Here is a 17,658-nt window from a genome sequence, read left to right on the forward strand (position 1 = left end):
GTTCCGAAGGGCATCCATCAGAATCCTGTTGCGCACAAACATACCTTAATACTGTTTTTGGTATCTTTAGAAAAACTAAACAACGTGTAAAATGAGAACCACGCTCCCCTGTACTGATATTTTCAGGTCAGTTTTCCTTTTTCCAACAAAATCAACTGAAGCAAAATGAAAAAATTAACAATCATTGCCCTTGTGTCCCTGGTCTGGGCCTGCAAGGAAGAAAAAAAAGAACCGTCCATAGCGGAAACCATGCAGACCTACACCATTGCCCAGATGATGGACAATGAGGCCATCAGCGGAGGAAGCTTCTCTCCGGACAAAAGCAAATTGCTGATTTCGAGCAACCGTTCTGGAATCTATAACATGTACACCGTTCCGGCTTCGGGCGGGGATATGTTGCCAGTGACCCAATCTGACAGTTCGTCCGTCTTTTCCATTTCCTATTTTCCAAAAGATGAGCGCATGCTGTTCCGAATGGACAACAATGGGGATGAAATCTACCACATCTATATGCGGGAGACCGATGGCAGCCACAAAGACCTGACACCGGACGAAGGGGCGCGATCATTGTTCTACGATTGGGCAACCGACGATACCTCCTTTTTCTATGCCTCTAACAAAAGGGACAATCGGTTCATGGACCTCTATGAAATGGACCTAGAAACTATGGCTCCCACCATGATCTATCAAAACGATGCTGGATATGACATCAATGTCATTTCTCCGGACGAAAAATATGTGGCGCTCAGCAAATCCATCAACACCAATGATAGTGACCTGTTCCTGTACAATCTGGAAACCAAGGAACTCACCAAGATCAACAAAAACCAAAGTGGCAATAGCGGACAGGATTTTTCGCCCGATGGCAGTGCTCTCTACTACACCACTGATGATGGAAATGAATTTTCTTATTTGATGAAGTACAAATTGGATGATGGTTCCTATGAAAAGGCCATGGAACGGGATTGGGACATTGTCGGAATCGGTTTTACCGATAACGGAACCTACCAAGTGACGTACATCAACGAGGATGCCAAAAACACCATAGAAGTAATGGAAGTGGCTACGGGAAAAAACATAGAACTTCCCAAAATAGAGAATATGGAAGTCACCAGTGTCGCCTTTTCAGATGATGAAAAGATGATGCGTTTCTACGCAGGTGGCTCACACACTCCCTCCAATCTATACGTGTACAACTTGGAGACCAAGGAACAGAAACAACTTACGGATGTCCTGAATCCCGAAATACAGGGCCAAGACCTCGTCAAAGCAGAGGTGATCCGTTACAAATCCTTTGATGGGGTGGAAATCCCGGCCATTTATTACAAGCCCCATCAAGCTTCCGAAGAAAACCCTGTACCGGCCTTGGTATGGGTACATGGTGGTCCAGGTGGGCAATCGCGACAAAATTTCAGTGCCTTTATCCAATATTTGGTGAACCACGGCTATGCCGTATTGGCCGTGAACAACCGTGGAAGTAGTGGATATGGAAAAACGTTCTACCAAATGGATGACCTCAACCATGGAGACAAAGACCTCAAGGATTGTGTGGAGGGCAAAAATTGGTTGGCCCAACAACCGGACATCGATGGCGAGAAGATCGGTATCATCGGAGGATCGTATGGTGGTTACATGACCATGGCTGCCCTCACCTATGCGCCGGAAGAGTTTGATGTGGGCGTAAACCTGTTCGGGGTGACCAACTGGATGAGGACCCTAAAAAGCATTCCACCGTGGTGGGAATCCTTCAAAGATGCTCTCTACAAGGAACTGGGAGACCCCTATAGTGCGGATTCTGTGCGGCTGAAGCAGATTTCTCCGCTTTTCCACACGGACAAGGTGACCAAACCGCTCATTGTGCTCCAAGGCTCCCAAGACCCAAGGGTTCTCCAGGTCGAATCCGATGAAATAGTGGCCGGGGTTCGCAAAAATGGAGTGCCCGTGGAGTATGTGCTTTTTGAGGACGAAGGGCATGGATTTGTGAAAAAAGAGAACCAAATAGAAGCGTACAGCAAAATATTGGAGTTTTTGGATGTGTACCTAAAAAAAGAAGAACAAGGTACACCAATTAAAGATGGAAGTTTATGATCAAAAAAATAGTGCCCCTATTCGTATTGTTTGTATCGATGGTTTCAAATGCCCAACAACCCGGAGAGGATAAATGGGGAGCTTGGTACATGTACTTTGGCACCAACAAGGTTTCCGAGCGGCTCAGTATACATACCGAGGCACAGGCCCGGTATTATGAGACCACCAACAATTTCAATCAATTGCTCTTGCGCACAGGGCTCAATTACCACATCGACCCCAGTGCCATAGCCACCTTGGGTTATGGTTATATCGATACTGACAACTCCTTTGGGGAAATACCCGGTGAGGTCAACAGTATAGAGCACCGGATCTTTGAACAGTTTATTCTAAAGAATAAGGTATGGGAATTACTTTTTGAGCACCGCTACCGTTTGGAGCAACGCTTTTTGGATTTTGGTGATGCCACGGACACACAGCACAGGGCCCGCTATCGTATACAGATGGCCCTCCCCCTCACCAATACCTTCTACCTGAACTTTTATGATGAGTTGTTCATCAACCTTCAAGACGACCTTTTCGGGCAGAACCGACTCTATGCGGCTGTTGGTGTGAACGTTACGGAGAACAGCAGTGTACAATTGGGATACATGCGCAACCAGTTCCCCAATGCCGTATATGATCGCTTGCAGGTCGCCGTGTTCTACAATCCTGACCTTAGGGGACTTTTCAACAAAAAGAAGTCATAAAAAATACTATGGACAAAAGGGTTGACACCTCCCTAAATAATGAGTAACTTAGTCATGAACCTAAAAATTCTTACAATGAAAAAATTACAAGCAATAGCATTGGGACTTATATTGACCATGTCCTTTAGTTGCAAACAAGCAAAAAAGGAAGCCGAAGAAGCCACCTCGGAAGCGGAAGAGGTCGTTGAAGAGGCGATTGAGGTCGTAGAGTCGCAAAAGATAACTTTTGAAATGGAGCCGAAGAGCGACAGTAATGTGGCAGGAGAGGTCACCTTTACCGAAGATAACGGAAAAGTGATCATGAAAGCAACATTCAGTGGTCTTTCAGAAGGTGAGCACGCCATACACCTCCACGAAAAAGCCGATTGTTCCTCCGCGGATGGGACATCCACTGGCGGGCACTGGAACCCTACTTTTCAGCCCCATGGCAAATGGGGAGCAGAAGAAGGCTACCATAAGGGAGATATAGGCAATTTTGTGGCAGATGCGGAAGGAAACGCAACGGTGGATTTTGCCACTGGCGAATGGTGCATTGGCTGCGATGACGAAACCAAGAACATTTTGGGCAAGGCAGTCATTGTTCACCAAGGAGTGGATGATTACACCTCGCAGCCCAGCGGTGACGCAGGAGCCAGGGTTTCCTGTACCGGTATCATCCAATAATAAACAATATGGAAAAGAGCTGCCTCGAAGCAGCTCTTTTTTCTTCCCATAACAAAACGATATATGGACACTGTGAAAGAATATCCCAATGGGGAAATAACGGTGGTATGGAAGCCTGAGCTATGCCAACATGCCGGAGTATGCGTGAAATTGTTGCCCAAGGTCTATAATCCCAAAGAGAAACCTTGGATAAAAGTTGAAAACGCCGCAACCGATGAACTGAAACACCAAATCTCAAAATGCCCGTCCGGAGCACTGAGTTACCGTTAACAGCCCGCCAAAAAAATATGGAAAAGAAACACCAACTTGTGGACAATGAAAACGCCAAACGGTTCCAGTTTGAATTGGACAATGGCGACATTGCAAAAATCGAATACATCAAGGCAAAAGAAAAGATATACCTTACCCATACTGAAGTCCCCGTAGGTTATGAAGGACAGGGCATCGGCTCGGAACTCATCAAACAGACCTTGGAACACATCAAGGAACAGGATTGGACCCTAATTCCCCTTTGTCCCTTTGTGGCCAAGTACCTCCAAAAACATCCCGAGTGGAAAGTATTGGTGATGAAAGGAATCAACATCGAATAACCTTATCTTATCCGACTTTTCATATCTTTAGCCATAGGCTATGCAATTGGACAACCTCATAGAACGATTTCAGAAAAAGGATAGAGCTGCTTTTGAGGCACTATACAATATGTATGCGGAAAATCTATGCGGGGCCATCAATATCATTCTCAAGGACCCCGAACGCTCCCAGGAACTTTGTCAGGACGTATTTGTCAAGATCTGGACAAAATCTGACCAATACGACACCTCAAAAGGCCGCTTTTTTACATGGATTTTGAATATCGCCAGAAACACAGCGATCGATGAACTGCGCTCAAAAAGCCATAAAAACCAAAAGAAAAACCTCTCTGTCGAATCTCTCGTAGGTATCTATGAAAACAGTGAGGATCTGAACGATAAAGTGGATACTATTGGCCTGATGTCCCTATTGAAAGGGCTCAAGGATAAATGCATTCTGTTGATAGACTTGCTTTATTTCAAAGGGTACACACAAAAGGAAGCCGCAGAGGAGCTCAAAGCACCAGTCGGCACCATAAAAACACGTATTAGAAGCTGTCTTTCCGAGATCCGGAAGAATATGGCGTAAGTTATGGAAGTTGAAAAGTACATAGCATCAGGTATTTTGGAACTCTATGTTGCGGGGGCACTTACCCCTGAAGAAAACTTAGAGGTACATCGGTATGCGGAAGAATATCCAGAAATAAAAATGGAGATTGAGGCCATTGAGGCTACCATTATGGAACTCGCCCGCACCACTTCTCCTGGATTGCCCAAGGATGGGTTCAAGAGAATCGGGGCCGAGTTGGACGATGTGATCACATTTGTTCCGCCCACTTCCAAGAAGAAGGCTCCTTGGGGCAGCTATCTGGGCTGGGCCGCCTCTTTGCTATTTGCGGCGGGTCTATTGTGGGTCTATACGGAAAACAACAACCTCAAATCGGAAATAGAAGTCTCAAATCAGGAAAAACAGAACTTGGAAGAAACGTTGTCCGACATCAAGGAGAAGGCTGCCCGACAAGAAACGTTCCTGGAAATGCTTAGAGGTCAGAATGTTACTGTGATTGCCCTGGGTGGACAGGCCGTCTCCCCAGAATCCTATGCCAAGGCCTATTGGGACAGGGCGGAAAACAAGGTAGTCATCGATGCGCAGGGGTTGCCAGAACCTCCAACGGGATTCACCTATCAGGTATGGTCCTTGAAACTGGACCCCCTAACTCCTACCAGCATTGGCCTTTTGGATAATTTTATCTCAACTGAGAGCAAGCTTTTCACGCTCGAGAACGCCAACGAGTCCGAGGCATTCGGAATTACATTGGAACCCGAGGGCGGAAGCGAATCCCCTACCTTGGAGCAGTTGTATACCTTGGGGGCCGTAGGCAGGTAACATAATCTTAAAAAAGAAAGCAGTCCAATTTTTTGGACTGCCTTCATCACCTAAATAAAGCGCAATAACCCTACTATAATTTAAGGCCCACTCCAAATCCAAAGATCCATGGGTCTATATCCACATCTGCTTCCACAGTAGCGCCCAAAGCCGTAGTTGCATCTACGGTGGCGGTAGTGTTCAAGAAGAGTTTCTTAATATCCAAGTTCAAGAACCACTTATCATTCAGCATGAAATCGAACCCACCCTGCAGTGCAAAACCTACTGCCGTATCATATTCTACATCATTTGCCACAGGTCCCTCATCCACACCATAAAAAAGCGTGAGGTTTACGCCGGCACCCAAATAAGGAACGAGGTTGCCGCCAGTGAAATGGTATTGTCCGGTCAATGTTGGCGGCAAAAGCCAGACGCTGCCCAAATCGATATCCCCTGCAGCTGTACCAATGGCTTCCACATCGTGTTTCGTAGTTCCCAAGATAAGTTCCGCCGACCAATTTTCTGTAAAAAAATAGGTAATATCAAATTCGGGGACAACGGAGGTGGATATGGAAACGTCCCCGCCTATGGCCTCTATGTCAGCTCCTTCATCTGGAGCTACCACTATGCCCCTCAATCTAAATTGCCATTTGTCAAAGTCATTGGTGGGTGAATCTTGGGACATTACAAAGTTTGAAAATCCCATAAATGCCATCACTGCAAAAAGTATTGTCTTTCTCATTGTACTGTTATTTTAAGATGGGACAAAACTAATCCTAGAGGCTCTCCAGATATATGATGTTTGTCATAGGATATGAACAACAGGAGCCATATATCCCTTGAAAATCAGATGAAAGGAAAAAAGGACTTTAGGGGACTATGGCTTTAGAACCACTTTTTCCGCTTGAATATGATGATGGAAACAATGGTGACGACCAGCATCAACCCCAAAAGGATGAAGTACCCGTTGGGCCATCGGAGCTCTGGAATGTTTTCGAAGTTCATCCCATAAATCCCGGCCAAAAAAGTAAGGGGTATGAAAATGACCGAAAAAATGGTCAATGTTTTCATCACCTCGTTCAAACGATGGCCCTGGATACTAAAAAAAAGGTTGATCTGGCTCTCCAATTCGTGGATATCCGAATCGATATCGTTGGTCAAACCATTGATCTGTTCCCTGAGTTCACTGAAATATTTGTTGTGGAAACCCTTCATCTCCACCCTTTCCAGTTTTATGATGATGTCCCTAAGTCCAATGGACGCCTTTTTGAACTCATTGATCATGGATTTCTTCTGCTCCACATCGAACATGAACTGAGGGGTGGGTTCGCGCTTCATGATGACATCCAAGGTATTGTCCATCAAAACGCTTTCTTCATATTTGTCCTTATAATTGGTGATCAAGGTCTCCAAGATGAAAAACAATAGATAATCCGCACGCTTTTTCCTGATGATCCCCTTATTTTCAAAGATGCGCTGACGGATCCAATCAAAATGGTCCCCTCTTTTCTCCTGAATGCACCAAATGAAATCCTTGGCCACTACAAAGAAGATCTGCTCGGATTCCAGACTATCATGCTCCGTTTTCACGATCCTGGCGGCCACAAAGAGCTGCTCCTCCAGTTCGATTACCTTGTTGCCCATCTTTTGGTTTAAGAGAAGCCGTAGCAGAAAATCGTCCAAATTATTTTCCAGGACCATCTTTCTGAACTCATCCATATATTCCAGGCCATAGGTATTGACCCACGTAATCGATTTGTCCCCTTTGGAGAGGATGATGTCATCCTGCAAGGAGAATTGGCGGTTGTCATAGTTGTCCAGGGAGTAATTGATCACCCATGTATTTTTTTCAAATTCTGTCTCCATTGTTATGCAAGTGAAATGGGTTATTTGTAGTTTAGAGCATAAGTTAACCCAAAAATAGCAAGAACATCCCATGATAGACCCAATGTCTTTTAAAACCGAGATTTTGTTCACGGTTATCCTGCTGGCTTTCATTTTGTTACTGAACACCTTGACCAAAAGAGGCATTAGAAGATATGGCAAGAGCAGTTCCATCGACATGAACAGTCGAAAGATCATTTTCTACCTGAGCAATTTGATTTTTTACATTTTGGCCTTTGTCGGGATTTCATTGATATGGGGTGTCAATCTAAAGGATTTTTCTCTTTTTCTGTCTTCCGTTCTGGCCATTTTGGGGGTTGGCTTTGTGGCCCAGTGGTCCATCCTTTCCAATTTGACCGCAAGCGTCATCTTGTTTTTTAGCCATCCTTTGAGATTGGGCGATCGGATCAGGGTCATGGACAAGGATTTTGACTGGACCGGCAAAGTGGAGGACATCAGCGGTTTTTACCTCTTCATGCGCACGGATGATGGGAGAAGGATCACCATACCTACCAACCTTGTCATCCAAAAAGGGATAGAAATCTTGAAGGACATCGAAGACACTTCGGATGAGGAAGAGATCATCGAGAATTGATCAAGGGTGCCCAGCATGGCCGAACACCCTTGAAAACAACAACCAAGTGAAAACTTGGAAACCACTCCTTGCAAAATTTAAAATGTCCTATAGGCTGGCTATCCCTAATTCTTTGACAGGCCCCAATTCGTATACCGCCCCAAGGAGCTCCTTTTTGATTTCCTTGACCTTCTCGGTCTGTCCGTTTGCCTTGTAAATCTCGGCGACGCAGAATAAAATTTCAGGCTCAAAAGTTTGCCCATCGACATAGTCCTCTACCAATTCCAGTGCCCGCTCCTTTTCGCCCCCCTTCAAAAGGCTATAGGCCAGCCAAGCATAGGTTTCCGGGGTAGGCCTGTTCACTACTTCCTCTTTTGCCAACTGCAGCGCTCTATCCATGGCATCCATCTCCAAGTAAAAACCAACATTGTAGGCATTGTACATTTGTCCGTAGCCGTCCTGCACAACACTTTTATAGTAGTTGTCCAAGGATTGCATCCGGAGTGTCTCATCGTCCAGGAATGAAGCTATCTCCGCTTTTAACAAATGGTATTCCGGGGATTTGTTTCTTTTGATGATCGAATCCAATATCCGAAGGGCCTCATGGCCATTTCGCTCATGGGAATAAACGATCCATGCTATTCCTTTTTTGGCATAGGCATTTTGAGGATCCATGTGCAATGCTTTCAAATAAAACCGGTACGATTCCTCAATACGTCCCGCATGTCCATAGAAATCCGCCAAGTTGGTATAGGACCATAATAGCAGGTTCCTATTGTTGGAGGATTCCGCTTTCTCCTTTGCCTTTTCCATGAAACGGATCGCAGTCTGCAGATCTCCTTTGTGGTCGTTCCACTTTGCCACACGGATCAAGTATCCAAAATCTGACATGTTCTGTATACTGTCCAAGTACAATTGTGCCTGCCCATAATTGCCTAGTTCCATATGTATGTCGAACAAGAGACTTTGGGTGGCATTCACACCGCTCCTCATTTTCATGGCCTCACTTGCCAGTTCCAATGCTTCCTTGAACCGGTGCTGGGAAATATTGTTCCTGGCCAAGGCCCTTAGGTACCCTGCCTTTCCCACAGCTGCAATGTCCACTGCCTTTTTCAAGGATTGTTCTGCTTTCTTCAAATGCTTGATATCCCCTGTTCCCTGAAAAAAACGGGTATATTCACCGGCCACATTTCCCAAGCTCAACAATTGTACGCTATCCTGCATGATCTTATTGTCCCAAAGCTCAAAATACTTGGAAGTGGTTTTTACAGGCTCTGCCATCAAAAATTGGTCATAGTCCTCCCTCTTTGTCTTGAATTGGTCCTCTTCGGCACAGCAAAGGCAGAACAGGCCAGCTAAAAATAGACTGATATATGCGTTTGTTTTCATCATGTGTGTGTTGTTGTTTTAAAAAAAGGGAAGGGATTTCTCCCCTCCCCCTCCTTTTCATAGCAATTACTCAGGATTTCCCAAATAAGGGAAAGTTGTAGAAATAGTGGCAGTGAGTCCTACCCCATCGGAGGTCAGTCTCGGCAGATCCGCCATTCCGTCATCATCCAGATCTTGACCACTAAAACGGGTACCTTCCATGCCCCCGAAGAACAATATCAAGGAAACATCTATGATATCGTCATTGGGATGTCTACCGGTCAGAGCGACCTCATCGCCATCCGGGACGAGAATCCGTCCATCGTTGTCAAAATCAGTACCGGGATTGAAATATGTTGTGGGCAAGTCTGGGGAAACTTCCAATACATCTGCGGCCAAAACCGTCGTAAGGGTGGCAGCATCCAAACCAAGAATATTGTTCTCATAATCTACTGCCGCTGGATCCAAACCAAGTTTCAGGGCATATACATCATGGTACTGTTCCAATCTGGCCTGAAATCCTGCTTGAAAATTAGCGGTCATTTCGGAAGGGATCGTTGTATTGTGGGCATCCTTGATGCTGGCTTCCCCTTCCATATCAAAACTAAGGGTAGTATTGATTCCAGGGCGTCCCAAGTGATCTACCTGCGCATAGGTTCCCGAAAAATCTACCCCCATCATGCCATCATCGTCATTCATGTATGGCGCATTGTCATCATTACTGCAGCCAACGACCCATCCCAAGGATATGGCCATGGCACTTATATATATTGCTTTTCTTAGTTTCATAATATCGTTTTAAGGATTATTGTTTCTTGTTTGTGGTCACCCAAGTTTTGTACACGGTCAGCCCCAATGCATTGGTTGCCGTAGGGGTTCCCAACATACTATTGGGTATTTCAATGATAATGGACATGGTATTGGCGCCGTCAAAGGTATCGGCCGCCTCCTCAGGGGGCAAAAAACCTCCAGGTGCCGACTCCAATTCGGGTGAGATCACTGCATTGAACTGAAAAAAGTCAAAAAAGAAGGGGTCCTGCCTGGGTCCTGCAAAAAGGGACACCCCATCGGACGTGGTCTCCACAATGGCCGATGCCCCTGATATTTCAACGTCACCCAAAACCTCATCCACATATACCTCACTGTTCAACCCGGTCTGTAGTGGGGTCGCAGGTCCAAAGAAATACATTCTACCCTCTTTGGCTATCGCTTGGATAACACTGTCTTCTACCAAATCCCCATCCAAATCAATATTGATTTCCACAAGCACATCCTCATCAAAGGTGCCATAGGCAAGCTCGGGCAGCACATCAGATTGCAAATCCACTACAAAAACGGTATTGTCTGAACCTTCGCTGGGCTCAAAGGCATAAAAATCAGCGATATCCGCTGTTGTTCCTGCTGTTGACGGAGCGTCGATATGGTCTGCGGCCACCAATATGACAGCTGCAATCGCTGCAGCGGACAGTCCCATCACATATTTCATTTTTTTTCTCATGTTGTTTTATTTTAAATGTTTCTTACACCCTTACCTACGGAACCTTTTTAGAGCGGGTTTGGAATTAAATGTTAAAAAAATCTTAACAGACTTTTAATGCCTATCTTCATCAACCTACCTTAAAATTCCCATAATTTGTTTTACTTTGGAGTTCAAACCATGCATGAATGAACCCTTCTGCTTCTGGATGGATCAACAAGTTTGGTCATCTTGCCAATAAAGAAAATGCGGGTTTTGCCGATTTCAATAGCCTGTACCTGGAGCTCAAGAAGAATGGGTTCGTTTATGGGGTGCACTTGAACATACCTTCATTCATTGAAGTGGAGCATACCCTGAGCGAGGACGAGATTGCCAAGATCAACCTGCTCACCGCACTCTACTATACCTATACTTTTGAAAAGGGAAAAACGGACTTTACCGATTTTGTCAATACCGTTTTTGAATATTACCAATCCTTGGACGTAGGCAGGATATCGTTCCTGAACAAAATACTCAGCGGTTCCAAAACAGAGTCGCAGCTTGAAAAACTCATCGACTCCCGAATCTATTTGGGGGGCAATGCCTTTAACCGGGCCTTTGGAAACAGCCTTACCAATTCCCTGCTCTATGTGGATGTGCTCATCTTTATGGTATATCTTAAAGGAAAGGCCGATGTAAAAGGACATGCCCAACTTCTGGAATACGTGACCATCAACATAGCCTACCATGCACTCAATTCAAAAGAAACCGATGGCAACGATGCAAAACTCATCCAACTTTTGGCTTCTTCGCTTACTTATGTCAACCTTGGGGAAACGAAATTCGATGGCTCCTATCTAGATCTATTGGACAACAACTTCACCCGGTATGAAAAGAACTATTTTTTGGACATGGCCTGCGTGACCATTTGGGAAGACAAGTCAATTGACTATACAGAATCCGATTACATTTTTGGACTCGGAAAGGACCTGGGCAAGTCCGAAGAAGAGGTAAAATTAGAGCTGGAATTTGTCAAACATTTCTTTGACCGAAACAAGGAAAAAGTCCCTTACCTGAATGACAAAAATTTGGCCGTTCAGTTCTATGAGGGCATGTCAAAAAATGTAAGCAAACTCATTTTGAGAAACAGCAAAAGGCTCAAAAAAGAGTTGGCCCAAAGTCGGGAACTGGTATCACTTTTGTCCAAATCCACCGTCAAAGATTTGAGCGAGGAAGAGAAGAAAAAAGTACAGGAGCAATTGGTGGATATTTTTAAAAGTATCCCTTCCTTGGCCATTTTTATGCTGCCCGGTGGAGCCGTTCTTTTGCCTATTTTCATCAAGCTGATCCCCAAGTTGCTTCCTTCCGCTTTTGACGACAACAGGGTTGAGGAAAATTGAGCCTTTTTCAGCAAAAAAGCCACTATAAGAAAAATTTATAGTGACTTTTAAAATATATTTAAAATTTTGGCAATCAAATTTTTATACTAAATTACTCCAACCATAACTTGAAGTCCTTAACTCGTTCCCTACTCACTATGATTTCATGCTCATTGAAGCGTTTCAGCTTGATCTGGAGCCTTGAATTTGTATAGGAAATGATATCACCGATGTGGTTGATGTTCACATAAAACTTGCGGCTTATCCGGAAAAAAATCTTTGGCGAGAGTTCCTCTTCCAACTGTTCCAAGGTGGTGTCCAAAAGGTAATTTCTACCGTCCGAGGTCGCCGCATAAGTACCTTTGTTCTCGCTGTAAAAACATTCCACCTCATCGGCATTGATGATCTTAAGGTGCTGCCCCACTTTTACGGTAAACCGTTTTTTGTATTCCCGCTCCAAGGGGTTCACCAATAGGTTTTTGATGTCGTTGAAATCGACCGATATTTTCCGGTTTTCCGGTTTGAAGTTCTTGTACTTTTTAACGGCACTTTCGAGCTCTTCATCATCTATGGGTTTCAACAAATAATCGATGCTGTTCAGCTTGAATGCCTGGAGTGCATATTCATCGTAAGCAGTGGTGAAAATAATGGCACTCTTTACATCGACCACATCAAAAATCTCGAAGGAAAGACCATCGGACAATTGGATATCCAAAAAGATAAGATCGGGATGGGGATTGTTCTGGAACCACTCAATCGATTCATCCACCGAATGCAACATGGTGGAAACCTCCATGTCCAAGTCAGCCAATAATCTGGCCAACCTTCTTGCGGCCGGTTTTTCATCCTCAATGATGATCACGTTCATTGTTGTTTGGTTTTGGTTCTATGTTTTTTTGAAATCTTCTTATTTTATTCTTTGGGCTATGGCCCGTTCACTTGAATCTGTCCATTTCCTTTCTATCCTCTTCCATATATTTCTGGATCTGGCGTTCCTCCCATTTTTTGAAGAACGGGAATTTCCAACGATACAGGATTATGGCATGCACCAGTAATATCAGCGCCCATGCAGCAATGTTGGCATTGACCCAGTCAAAATAGTAGGGCTCTGTCGGGAAACCTTCCGGCATGAAAGGATGCAACACCCCACTTTGGAGCAGCAACAGAAAACCATTCACCACGATAAAGATCAGTATGTGCCTATAAAAGCCCTTCAGTTCCTTGATTCGCTTGTTGGCCTTTTCGAGACTTGTTTGGTTTTGGGCCATGATCATTTGTATTTGTCCATTTCCTTTTTGTCCTCGTCCATGTACTTCTGGATCATGCGCTGTTCCCAATTCTTCCCCAGCATGGGGTTGAACCCGAACACATACATGGCGTGGAACGCAATACCCAATCCCCAGGAGAACAGGGTGATGAAATGGGGCCATTGCCAAAAATGGTCCGTTCTAAGATATACATTCACCAAAATGAATGCGTTGATCACCACATAGATCGCCAAGTGGATGTAGAACCCTTTGAGCTCCTCTACCCGCTTCTTGGCACGTTTGTATTTGTCCGTCTTGATGTCTTCCATGATCATTTCCATTTTCTGGTTTTGTCATCCTCGTTCATAAACTCCTCTATCTTACGTTGTTCCCATTGTTTTCCAAAAAATGGGTTGAGGTCGAAGGTCTTCAAGGCGTGGAAAATGAGTCCGATGCCCCAACCAAATGCGGCCCATAGGAACCACATGTATCCAAATCCGGTAGTAAAGTAGTTGATCAGCGCCAGACCTGATATGACCACGACATAGGAGAAAAGGTTGCCATAGAACTTTTTAAGTTCTTCCACCCTTTCCTTGGCCCTGATGTACTTGCTCTGTTTGTCAAAATTTTCCATAGTGTTGTTTTTTAACGGAATGTGACAGTTAAATATACTCATTGTCAGAATTCTTTATTGTCCATGAATTCCCTGATTTTGCGCTCCTCCCATTCTTTTCCAAAAATGGGGTTGTAGCCATGGGAGGTCATCCAGAGGCTCACAAGCCCTATTCCCCAGCCCACTGTTGGAAAAATGGCCCACAGGAAATCCGTTGTCCACGAATTGACCCACCATAGAAAAGGAATCACAATGCAATAGGCCACCAGACTATAGTAAAAGGACTTCAGGTCGTCCACTCGCTTCTTGGCCCTGTCGTAACTGTATTGTTTTACATCTTCCATTGTTCGATTGTTTTTTGATTACACTGTAAAATTCGCCATACACTGTGAGCAGGGAAAAAGTAGTTTCTCGAACTGTTGTTTTTGGGGGATGAACTGTGTGGGTTAAGGGTTAAGGGTTAAGGAAAATGCAAAATTGGAAGAAACGAACTTGTCATTGACATTGAGCTTGAGCTTGGACCTCACCCCTGGCCCTCCATCAAAAATCATCCTTTTCCATGAGCTCCTTTATCTTTCGTTCCTCCCATCGCTTGCCCCAAAGCGGGTTATAGCCAAAGGCTTCCATGCCATGCATCAACACGCCAAAGCCCCAGCCCAAGGTCGGGAAGATGGCCCAGAGAAAATCCGTCGTTCTAGAGTTGAGCCACCATAGGAAAGGAATAACGATACAGTATGCGGTCAGGTTCCCATAGAAGTCCTTAATGGCTTTTACCCGTTCCTTGGCCTTCATATAGCGTTTCTCTTCAATATAGCTTTGCTGGGTTTCCACCACGGAGAACTCCTGTGTGAGCATGGGCAATTCCACACTGAAATCCGAAACCGTTTTGTTGATGACCACCCCTCGGTCGGTAAGGATGTTGTAGCGTTGCTTGATGTTCTGCAAACCCACTCCACTGCTCTTGTTCACCACTTGTTTTTCTTGAAGGTTGTTGCTCACCACCAACATAGAACCTTTTTCAAATACCTTGATGTGCAATGGTCTGGATGCCTTGACCACATTGTGCTTCACCGCATTTTCCAAAAGGAGCTGTAATGACAAAGGGACGATTTTGGCATCGGGTCGGGAACACTTTTCAGGGATATCGAAAACAATACTGTCCTCAAAACGCATCTTCAAAAGCCCCACATAAGTCTTGGCAAAGTTGAGTTCCTCGTCCACCGTCACCAAATCCTTGTTCTTCTGCTCCAAGACATATCGGTACACCTTGGAGAGTGATGTGGTGAACTTTTGGGCCTGTCCTGGGTCTTCCTCTATCAAACTTGTGAGCACGTTCAGGCTATTGAACAAAAAATGGGGGTCCAATTGGTTCTTGAGGGCATCGAAACGTGCCGAGGCCGTGCCCGCAATGATCTTCTGCTCCTTTACCTGTTTCTCCTTGTAGTATTTATAGTAGTAAGCGGCATAGAAGAGAATTGCCACAACCATGGAGATCAGAAAGGAGTTCAAATAATATTGTGGGCGTTCGCCCATAAGAAATTGATCCAACGGAACCCTATGCACCAACACGCGTATCACCAATCGGGAGAGAAAGATGCCCAAAATGGAGGCCACTATGTTCCCCCCCAAACCATAGGCGATATACTTGCGGGTAAAAAGTTCCTTGTTGTATTTCCGCATCAAAAGGATAAAGGAGCATGCATTGAAGAGGTAGATAATAATGGAAAAGAGCATGGTCTCCAAAAAATCGTCCCAAAGCTCCCCTGCACTAAAATCCCATCCATTCACAAAATAGATAATGAGGAAGACCACAAAAATGGCCATCCCCACTAAAATGGATTTGAAAAGTTCCCTGATAAAGAGTTTCATCCGATCTTATTTACAACTTGCCAAAACCTCCTCTGCCCTTTCCTTGCCCCAGGAAGGATAAAACGGGGTTTCGGATTTAAAGGTAGCAAAAAGTTCCAACGCCTTTTCCACATCCTGGCAATAGGGAGCCGTATCCTTTCCAAAATACCGGGCCGTCCCCATGTCCCACTCAGCCTTTGACAGTACGACCCTTGGGTTTTCCGGGGCCAGTTCCATTGCCGTTTGGTAGAGCTGGACGTTCTTTTGGGAAAGGGTCATGCCATAAGTGGCACCATCAAAAGCGATCCAAGCCGTGTTGATGAGTGCCTCCTGAATCAGCAGCTCTGGGTTGTCCGGCGATATCGCCTTGGCCACGTCCAAGAATTCCTTGGCCTTTTCCAATTGGACAGTCAACTTTTTCTCATCCTTTTCACCAAAAGAGATGATCGTGTTGATCTGGGATGCATAGTAGTAGGGCAACCAATTGTCAGGTTCCGCTGTGGCTATCCGCTCAAAGAGATTGGAGGCCTCCACTGTCTGGCCATTTTCCCAGAGTTGAAAGGCCTTTTCCATTCCATTGGTGTAACGGTCCTGTGCGTTGGCCGCAAAAATTACTAGAAATAGAAGTAAATAAGTCAGTTTTTTCATGATTGTCGTTTTTGTTGATTCCCTCTTAGGGTATCCGTTATTGATTATTTATGATTTTCGTGCCACAAAAGTGCATCTGCCAAATCAACAAGGAAAAGAAGGTTTACCGAACTGTGGTTTTTAAGGGATGAACCGTTTCAAAAAAATGTGCATTTCATCGAAAAACATAGGACCTGACATCAATTTCGCATTTTCAGCCGTATATATTTTATCATATGTTTAACAAACCCCATATTATGAGAACAAAGATCTTTTTTTATGCACTGAGTCTGGCCTTTTTAGTACTGATGGGCTGCTCTGGAGACGACAACAATGGACCCAATGGCGAAACGGGTAGACTGAGCGTCCAATTGACCGATGCCCCTTTCCCTTTTGATTTGGTGACCGAAGCCAATGTGACCATCTTTAAGGTAGATGCCAGGTTAGTGAGCGATGATGATGACGATGATGATGAAATGGACGACGACGAAAGTGGATCTTCTTTTGTCACCCTTATGGAAGAGGAAATAACTGTAAACCTTTTGGACCTTACCAATGGCGTTACAGAAGAATTGGCCGATATTGACGTACCTGTTGGCACGTACAACCTGATCAGGGTATATGTTAAGGGAGTCAATGTGGTCCTAGCCGACGAGAGAAGCTTCGACCTTACCGTTCCCAGCGGTGAACAGACCGGCATAAAAATCTTCATCGATCCAGGATTGACCGTTGCCGGAGGCTTGAGCAGTGACCTTCTACTTGATTTCGATGTAAGTAGGTCATTCGTTGCCAAGGGAAGCACCAACAGTGTAGATGGTATTACCGGGTTCAACTTTAAGCCCGTGATCAAAGCCAGTAATCTTTCCACCGCAGGCACCTTGAGCGGAACTGTGGCCACAATGGACGGCGAAACAGCAGTTCCTTTGGAAAACGCACAGATTTCCATCCTGGACACCAATGAAGAACCTGTTACCTCAGGAGCCACCAATGTTGATGGCGCATATGCCATTATGGGCCTTGAGGCCGGCACCTATAAAGTGTTCTCATCCATGAACGGTTACGTGAACAGCGATACGTTGGATGTGGAGATCATTGCCGCCAACAAAACCATCCAAGATTTTATTTTGGAAGCTGAAGCTGTTGAAGAGGGAAATTGACCCCATCCACCATATACTTATTTAGAGCGGGGCAAATGCCCCGCTTTTTTTTGATCACAGCCCACCATTTTCAATTCAAATTGGAGAGGTATTTCTATTTTAGCAGAAAGAAAAACAATCTCTGAAGCTA

22 protein-coding genes are annotated in these 17,658 nt (G+C 44.9%); 10 read left to right on the top strand and 12 right to left on the bottom strand.

The genetic code is table 11. The features are described 5' to 3' along the window. The first annotated feature begins 165 nt into the window (after nt 1–165). The 7 genes from D2V93_RS01420 (at nt 166) to D2V93_RS01450 (ending at nt 5,396) form a co-directional block, all read left to right on the top strand. Nucleotides 166–2,088, top strand: a complete 1,923-nt coding sequence (locus tag D2V93_RS01420) for a S9 family peptidase (RefSeq protein ID WP_119618081.1) — start codon at nt 166–168, stop codon at nt 2,086–2,088. Then, the gene (locus D2V93_RS01425) at nt 2,085–2,777 is read left to right on the top strand and encodes a DUF2490 domain-containing protein (RefSeq protein ID WP_119618082.1); all 693 of its coding nucleotides are present in this window, start codon (nt 2,085–2,087) and stop codon (nt 2,775–2,777) included. Before D2V93_RS01420 ends, D2V93_RS01425 begins: the two co-directional genes overlap by 4 nt. Before the next feature lie 75 nt (nt 2,778–2,852). Further along, nucleotides 2,853–3,440 carry a superoxide dismutase family protein gene (locus tag D2V93_RS01430; protein WP_119618083.1) on the top strand — a complete coding sequence of 196 codons (588 nt, stop codon included), beginning with the start codon at nt 2,853–2,855 and terminating at the stop codon, nt 3,438–3,440. Nucleotides 3,441–3,503: 63 nt separating this feature from the next. Beyond that, entirely contained in the window at nt 3,504–3,710 is a 207-nt protein-coding gene (locus tag D2V93_RS01435; RefSeq protein WP_119618084.1) for a (4Fe-4S)-binding protein, read from the top strand. 17 nt (nt 3,711–3,727) lie between these two features. Next, nucleotides 3,728–4,030, top strand: coding sequence for a GNAT family N-acetyltransferase (locus D2V93_RS01440; RefSeq protein WP_072882106.1), 303 nt, complete (start codon nt 3,728–3,730; stop codon nt 4,028–4,030). A 40-nt stretch (nt 4,031–4,070) separates the two neighbouring features. Then, a complete protein-coding gene (locus D2V93_RS01445; RefSeq protein ID WP_072882107.1) occupies nt 4,071–4,598 on the top strand; it encodes an RNA polymerase sigma factor in 528 nt (175 codons plus the stop codon). A 3-nt stretch (nt 4,599–4,601) separates the two neighbouring features. Next, nucleotides 4,602–5,396, top strand: coding sequence for an anti-sigma factor (locus D2V93_RS01450; RefSeq protein ID WP_119618085.1), 795 nt, complete (start codon nt 4,602–4,604; stop codon nt 5,394–5,396). A gap of 73 nt (nt 5,397–5,469) precedes the next feature. Here the strand turns inward: D2V93_RS01450 and D2V93_RS01455 are convergent, their stop codons facing one another. Next, the gene (locus D2V93_RS01455; protein WP_083569734.1) at nt 5,470–6,117 is read right to left on the bottom strand and encodes an OmpW/AlkL family protein; all 648 of its coding nucleotides are present in this window, start codon (nt 6,115–6,117) and stop codon (nt 5,470–5,472) included. Between the two features lie 143 nt (nt 6,118–6,260). After that, the gene (locus D2V93_RS01460) at nt 6,261–7,241 is read right to left on the bottom strand and encodes a CorA family divalent cation transporter (protein WP_119618086.1); all 981 of its coding nucleotides are present in this window, start codon (nt 7,239–7,241) and stop codon (nt 6,261–6,263) included. 82 nt (nt 7,242–7,323) lie between these two features. On the opposite strand from D2V93_RS01460, the gene D2V93_RS01465 reads away from it, so the two are divergent. Continuing rightward, nucleotides 7,324–7,854, top strand: coding sequence for a mechanosensitive ion channel family protein (locus D2V93_RS01465; RefSeq protein ID WP_245978037.1), 531 nt, complete (start codon nt 7,324–7,326; stop codon nt 7,852–7,854). Nucleotides 7,855–7,941: 87 nt separating this feature from the next. On the opposite strand, the gene D2V93_RS01470 is transcribed toward D2V93_RS01465, so the two are convergent. The 3 genes from D2V93_RS01470 to D2V93_RS18870 all read right to left on the bottom strand — a co-directional run bounded on the left by D2V93_RS01470 (nt 7,942) and on the right by D2V93_RS18870 (nt 10,699). Further along, entirely contained in the window at nt 7,942–9,225 is a 1,284-nt protein-coding gene (locus D2V93_RS01470) for a tetratricopeptide repeat protein (RefSeq protein WP_245978038.1), read from the bottom strand. A gap of 63 nt (nt 9,226–9,288) precedes the next feature. Further along, nucleotides 9,289–9,990: a DUF4331 family protein gene (locus D2V93_RS18865; RefSeq protein ID WP_072882111.1), complete on the bottom strand. Its 702-nt coding sequence runs from the start codon at nt 9,988–9,990 to the stop codon at nt 9,289–9,291. 16 nt (nt 9,991–10,006) lie between these two features. Beyond that, entirely contained in the window at nt 10,007–10,699 is a 693-nt protein-coding gene (locus D2V93_RS18870) for a DUF4331 family protein (protein WP_119618089.1), read from the bottom strand. Between the two features lie 167 nt (nt 10,700–10,866). Here D2V93_RS18870 and D2V93_RS01485 point away from each other — a divergent pair, with 167 nt between their 5' ends. Further along, on the top strand, nt 10,867–12,057 hold the full coding sequence (locus tag D2V93_RS01485) for an LETM1-related biofilm-associated protein (protein WP_119618090.1): 1,191 nt from the start codon (nt 10,867–10,869) through the stop codon (nt 12,055–12,057). A gap of 91 nt (nt 12,058–12,148) precedes the next feature. On the opposite strand, the gene D2V93_RS01490 is transcribed toward D2V93_RS01485, so the two are convergent. From D2V93_RS01490 to D2V93_RS01520, 7 genes are all read right to left on the bottom strand, one after another. Then, on the bottom strand, nt 12,149–12,904 hold the full coding sequence (locus D2V93_RS01490; protein ID WP_119618091.1) for a LytR/AlgR family response regulator transcription factor: 756 nt from the start codon (nt 12,902–12,904) through the stop codon (nt 12,149–12,151). Between the two features lie 67 nt (nt 12,905–12,971). Beyond that, the gene (locus tag D2V93_RS01495) at nt 12,972–13,304 is read right to left on the bottom strand and encodes a 2TM domain-containing protein (RefSeq protein WP_182849913.1); all 333 of its coding nucleotides are present in this window, start codon (nt 13,302–13,304) and stop codon (nt 12,972–12,974) included. Nucleotides 13,305–13,306: 2 nt separating this feature from the next. Beyond that, nucleotides 13,307–13,612, bottom strand: coding sequence for a 2TM domain-containing protein (locus D2V93_RS01500; protein WP_083569750.1), 306 nt, complete (start codon nt 13,610–13,612; stop codon nt 13,307–13,309). 2 nt (nt 13,613–13,614) lie between these two features. Next, on the bottom strand, nt 13,615–13,917 hold the full coding sequence (locus D2V93_RS01505) for a 2TM domain-containing protein (protein WP_072882117.1): 303 nt from the start codon (nt 13,915–13,917) through the stop codon (nt 13,615–13,617). A gap of 44 nt (nt 13,918–13,961) precedes the next feature. Then, a complete protein-coding gene (locus tag D2V93_RS01510) occupies nt 13,962–14,240 on the bottom strand; it encodes a 2TM domain-containing protein (RefSeq protein ID WP_072882118.1) in 279 nt (92 codons plus the stop codon). A 196-nt stretch (nt 14,241–14,436) separates the two neighbouring features. After that, entirely contained in the window at nt 14,437–15,765 is a 1,329-nt protein-coding gene (locus D2V93_RS01515; RefSeq protein ID WP_119618093.1) for a 2TM domain-containing protein, read from the bottom strand. 6 nt (nt 15,766–15,771) lie between these two features. Next, entirely contained in the window at nt 15,772–16,392 is a 621-nt protein-coding gene (locus tag D2V93_RS01520) for a tetratricopeptide repeat protein (RefSeq protein WP_072882120.1), read from the bottom strand. Nucleotides 16,393–16,628: 236 nt separating this feature from the next. On the opposite strand from D2V93_RS01520, the gene D2V93_RS01525 reads away from it, so the two are divergent. Continuing rightward, a complete protein-coding gene (locus tag D2V93_RS01525) occupies nt 16,629–17,528 on the top strand; it encodes a DUF4382 domain-containing protein (RefSeq protein ID WP_119618215.1) in 900 nt (299 codons plus the stop codon). Nucleotides 17,529–17,658 lie beyond the last annotated feature (130 nt).

The organism is Flagellimonas taeanensis (assembly GCF_003584105.1).
In the GTDB taxonomy this organism is placed as follows: Bacteria; Bacteroidota; Bacteroidia; order Flavobacteriales; family Flavobacteriaceae; genus Flagellimonas; species Flagellimonas taeanensis.